The organism is Kineosporia babensis, assembly GCF_021129305.1.
Taxonomy (GTDB): domain Bacteria; phylum Actinomycetota; class Actinomycetes; order Actinomycetales; family Kineosporiaceae; genus Kineosporia; species Kineosporia babensis.
The window spans coordinates 1-4600 of sequence record NZ_JAJOMB010000058.1 but is presented as its reverse complement, the minus strand read 5'-3'; the positions used below and the strand labels follow the sequence as shown (position 1 = coordinate 4600).

Sequence of the window (4600 nt, the reverse complement as noted above, 5' to 3'; positions counted from 1 at the left end):
ACTGGCCGGGTCCTGCCCGAGATCGGTCAGAACCCGGGGGACGTCCAGGACCGAGGTCGGCTCCACGATCCGGGCGATCACCAGCGAAGCGAACACCTCGTCCGTGACCGGGGCGAACCCCAGGTCGGCGAACACACGAGCCAGGGCCTGGAAGAGCACGTCCGATCCGGTCGAGACCACACTGGCCGGCGCCACGACCTGCCGATCAGGGCGCCCGGCTGCCTCCTGCAGGTCGAACAACGGGGCTTCACCGCTGCGGGCGGGCCCGATCAGATCGGCCTTGCGCGCCGCTGGGGCGATCCCCAGATCAAGTTCGCCCTGGCCAGGATCATCGAGCAACTCCTGTGCCTGGCGCATCAACAGCCCCAGCTCGGCCTCGGTATGCGCCGACCCGACATGCGCCACGATCCGGCGGCGACCGTTCACAGAGTCAGCAATCTGCACAGCCGTCGCTCCAGAAGACGTGCGGACCCGCCGAATCCACGCCACGCACCCCACCGTAGAGCACGATTAGTGCCTCAGATCCGCCCTTCGCGGAACCATCACTGCAGGTCAGCAAACCGCAGCCCGAGAAACCGAACGGGTGTGACCAAACTCAGGACGCACTCCACCGTAGAGCACGATTAATGCCTCAGATCCGCCCTTCGCGGAACCATCACTGCAGGTCAGCAAACCGCAGCCCGAGAAACCGAACGGGTGTGACCAAACTCAGGCTCGAGAACGACGGCGAACCTATTCCGATGGAGGCGTTTACGACCCTGCGGACGCCACCAGTGGCAACTTTGACCACGGGCATGTCTGCGCAGGTCGGTGAGCTCCGCTGGCAGAGAAGGCCGAGCATTCGTTCTGGCTCTTCACGAGCAGGTTCCGGCAACGGCCAGGCCAGCAACGAGGCTGGCCGTTGCTGGGCCTAAATGGCCAGGCGCCTCGGACGCTGCTGTTCCCACGTCGATGCCTGACCACCCTACGGTCTTCTCGACCCGGCTTGAGGTTCGCCGAAGTCATCGCGGATGGGAGTGATGTCACCTGTCATCCAACTGTTCTTCGCAGCAATCACTGCAAGCGCGTCCAGTCTCTCGAGCTTCCGGAAGGACTGAGCACGGGCCAGGTCGACGACGGGACCCGGCCAGTCTTCCACCGACTCCAGGATTTCCTTTGAACGTCCGACCGGGGGAGTTCCCGAAACAGCAAGATAAGGTCCATGGTCATAGATCCGACCGCCTCGCGCCTGGTGCCAAGGAACTTCCGCGGAGAGCCACTGCGATTGTTCGATTGCTGCGCTTCGAATCGTGCTGCTGAGAGGCAGCAAGGTCGCCAACTGGCCGGAGACTAGCTCAACGAGATGTCTCTTGCTGAAATCGGTAACCAGTGGAACCAACAGCATAGCCAGGCGAGCAGAGGGGCGAGCAGCCCCCGAACGGAGCGCTGCAATGATGTCCAGTCGGCGAATGAAAACAACACTTTCGAGGCGGCGAGTTGCTGCTGCGAGCTGGCCCAACCTGAAGGGGTGAAGCGTATTGATGCGCTCGTCTACTTGGGGTAACAGCTCTATTAGAGCACTTGCCTTGACCGTGCTTATAAGGACTAAAGCCCAGTGAGACCAAGCAAGGCTTTGCACGTCTGATGGTTCTTGCTCGCGCCACCATCCAGCGTCGTCGGAAAACAGTTTCGCGGTTGCCACCCACCCTGAAACTTGCTTAGGTGAACTTCCTTCCGCAGGCGTCTTGGCGGAAGCACTGGGCGTGAGACCGGAATCTGGAAAGAGTATGGAGGACTCCCGAATGATCCAGCAATCGCCAGTCACTTCGTGAAGTACATTCTGGGCTTCGAGCCAAGTCTTAGCCATGCTCCAGTCGTGCGATTCCGCGTGTGCGGCTATCAAACGGCTGCACAATTGGGATGCGTAGGAGTCGCTTGCCAGGATCTCAGAGACATCCTCCGCTGCACTTCTGCCATGAATAGTTGGACGGTAGGTGCCCACCCGCTTATAGAACGGCGCCGGAGACACCCAGTAGGCCACGACAAGTACGGAGGTACTCGCAGAAGACCTGGGAATCCAGTCGTCAATTGTGTGATTTGCGAGTTCCGTGACACAAAAGCGGATGATGGACTCGGCCGTCGTCTGCGATGCGGATCGGACGAGTAGATCTACAAGCAGTTCCGGCGATTCATTGGTTAGAAGTCGTGCACAAGCAAGAACATGCTCGACCTCCTGATCGTCCGCTGGATCGAGGGCGTAGAAATCAGCGGCTGTGGTCAGCCAACGCTCCGAAACCCGGCGCTGCTCTGTCCACCACCACTTACGAAGCTCGCCTGCATCCGAATTTACTGTCAGGAGATGGGCGACGGCATGCCCCTCCATGAATGAAACCGGTTCGCTCAAACGCTTCTTCAGGTGGTCTACAGCCTGATAGCCGCCTGCGCTCGCCGTGAATCTTGCAGAACCGGCCTGAGCTCCGAACGCCGAGCCTGAAAAGAAGTGAGCACCGTTACCCTCCAGGATTAAGTCAACCACTTCTCGCTTTACAGCGTTGGACAACCCAGTGAAGACTTGATCATGAAGAAGTTGAAGCGCGAGTTCGCCGGCGAAGGGTGTACCAGTGAGACGCATTTTGCCGGCAAGTTCGCGAAGATTGGACGGTAGTCCGCGCACTTCGCCGTCAGTGAGCATACCGGCAAAAAAGCGAGTGACGTTGTTCCAGTACGTCCTCGCCAGCAGAGCGCTCAAGCAATGATCCTTCGTGTTCTTCTTGCCGCCACGACTGGTCGCTGTTTCAAAGATGCGGCGCGCTGCAAAGAACTCTCGAAGCGGCTGCACCTCGAACTCGTAGCCATTTTCGCGATGAATCAAGAACATGACACGAGCCGAAATGCTTGTATATAGACTCTCCACGGAAAGTGATTCTGGTTGACCTCGATCCCTTAAGAACCGCTGAACCAACTCGCGCAGTTGGGCAGGTGACAGTGACCCCATGCTATCGCCGGTCTCAGAGTTCGCCTGCAAGTACCATGCAATATAGTCGTGCAGTTCCTCAACAATCTTGCGATGCTCCCGCACCACAGCTTCCTTGGTGCCCTCGCGGTCAAAAAATACTTCGACGTAGCCTTCGTACAGATCCGTACGTTGCTCCGGTGCATGACCGCGCCGACGCATAAGGTGCAGCAAAATGGCTAGCTGCATAGGACTACCGGAAAGCTCCTCAATGTGAGGTTGTGTAAGGCCGCGCTCAAGCTTATCCAGCAATTCGCTCGTGGCTTCTTCGTCGAGTCGAGTTTCTCTCGACCAGAGTTGCACATAGCGACGTTTTAGCGACGTCGTCAGATCCTGAAGGACGAGTGTTTGGAAGCCGTATTTTCCGGGCGTACCAATCTTGGGGATGCCAATGCCCGGGCGCGTACTGGCGACAATTGATAAGTCTTTGGCGTCTCGACAAAGACGATGACTCATCTGAGAAATGGCCTTGGCGCACATCTCGCGAAGCGAAGTAGGCGTCACCTCGTCGAGTCCATCAAGGGCAATGAGGCACGAATGGCCGAGCAGAAAGCGGACCATATTTCTGGTGGAAATCTCATTCCCACCAGAAAGTTGAGTCACTTGAATTGACAGGTATCGCTCGAGGCTAGGAAGCGCGGTCTCGGCCTGATCGCCGTCGCGCACTGAGGACGGAGAAGCATCATACGCGGTCCCCCCAATCAGTTCAGCTTCGAGCCAACGTGCATAGCGTCGCAGGTCCACTCGGAAGGGAACCCGGGCGCCGGTTGACGTTGGGTGTGCGAAATTGGCGGCACTGAGCAGCTCGGTCTCGCCCAGTTGTAAAGATCGATGATACTGACAAATGTATTGAAGAAGAGTTGTCTTGCCTTGACCCGGGCCCCCTACGATCAGGGCATTACCCGACCAGGCTCGATGCAATAGCAAATTGGCGGCACCCATGGAGTGGCGGGTCCCTGGCTGCTGATCGCTCATTTTCGCAGAACTCTCCGCGATGATATTCTTCGCGTACGAGTTCGGCTCGGCGTAACTGGCAGGCACGTCCACGAACAGAGCTGCAAGCGACGCTCTCTCTAGGTCTGCCTGTTCGAATCTAACATCGTAGTCTTGATCGTATTGTGCCGACAGGTAGGCACGGATGGATTCCTGCCCCTCCACCTCGGCCCGGGCGGATACGAGCAGGGTCTGTGCCAGCAGGTCGTCAAGGGGCAGTGCCCGGAGAAAAGCGATTTTCAGCGAGCTCGGCGCTCTATTCATCATCGTGTTCAAGTCGTCGCGCCACCAGACCTGCAAGGAATCCAGGGACCAGGCAGTCCTAAGATGGCTCAGTTCTTCGTCTACCTTGTCGATGGATCCGGTCCTAGATTTGCCGGAGCCTCGCACGTTCACAACAAGTGTGTAGTGTCTCACGCCCTCATCCACCAGGCGGCGAACCTTTTCTCGTTCCCCTCTGAGCGCGCTCAGCACCCACTGGTCTGCGGCGTTCATGCGTGCGCCGTTCTGCGAATACTTCACCTGGTAGTTGTGGTCACCCACCAAGATGTCGCGGCCTCCATCGGCCTGGCCCAATGGGAAGGTTCGTTGCGCGGTTCCCACCCCGTCAGAACC

At 58.4% G+C, this 4600-nt stretch carries 1 protein-coding gene and 1 pseudogene; both read right to left on the bottom strand.

Annotation, left to right across the window (positions count from 1 at the left end; translation table 11 throughout):
• Positions 1–489, bottom strand: a pseudogene (locus tag LR394_RS40880) (IS1634 family transposase); the annotation flags it as partial.
• A 475-nt stretch (positions 490–964) separates the two neighbouring features.
• Positions 965–4588, bottom strand: coding sequence for an NACHT domain-containing protein (locus LR394_RS40875; RefSeq protein ID WP_231450114.1), 3624 nt, complete (start codon positions 4586–4588; stop codon positions 965–967).
• Positions 4589–4600: the final 12 nt, after the last annotated feature.